At 54.0% G+C, this 235-nt stretch carries 1 protein-coding gene; it reads right to left on the reverse strand.

From position 1 onward, the window contains the following. Nucleotides 1-235, reverse strand: a 235-nt coding sequence (locus AC0L20_RS41860) for an AAA family ATPase (protein WP_473295971.1), incomplete at both ends; no start/stop codon positions are given.

The following is a 235-nucleotide window of genomic DNA, read 5'->3' on the forward strand; positions in this document are numbered from 1 at the left end:
GTCGTGCGGTCGGGGAAGGCGATGTAGTGGAAGAAGCAGCGACGCAGGAATGCGTCCGGCAGCTCTTTCTCGTTGTTGGACGTAATGATGATGATCGGGCGTTTTTTGGCCTTGATGGTCTCGTCGATCTCGTAGACGTAGAACTCCATCTTGTCGAGTTCCTGCAACAGGTCGTTGGGGAATTCGATGTCGGCCTTGTCGATTTCGTCGATCAACAGAATCACCCGCTCATCGG

It is taken from the genome of Bradyrhizobium sp. Kon58 (assembly GCF_055807455.1).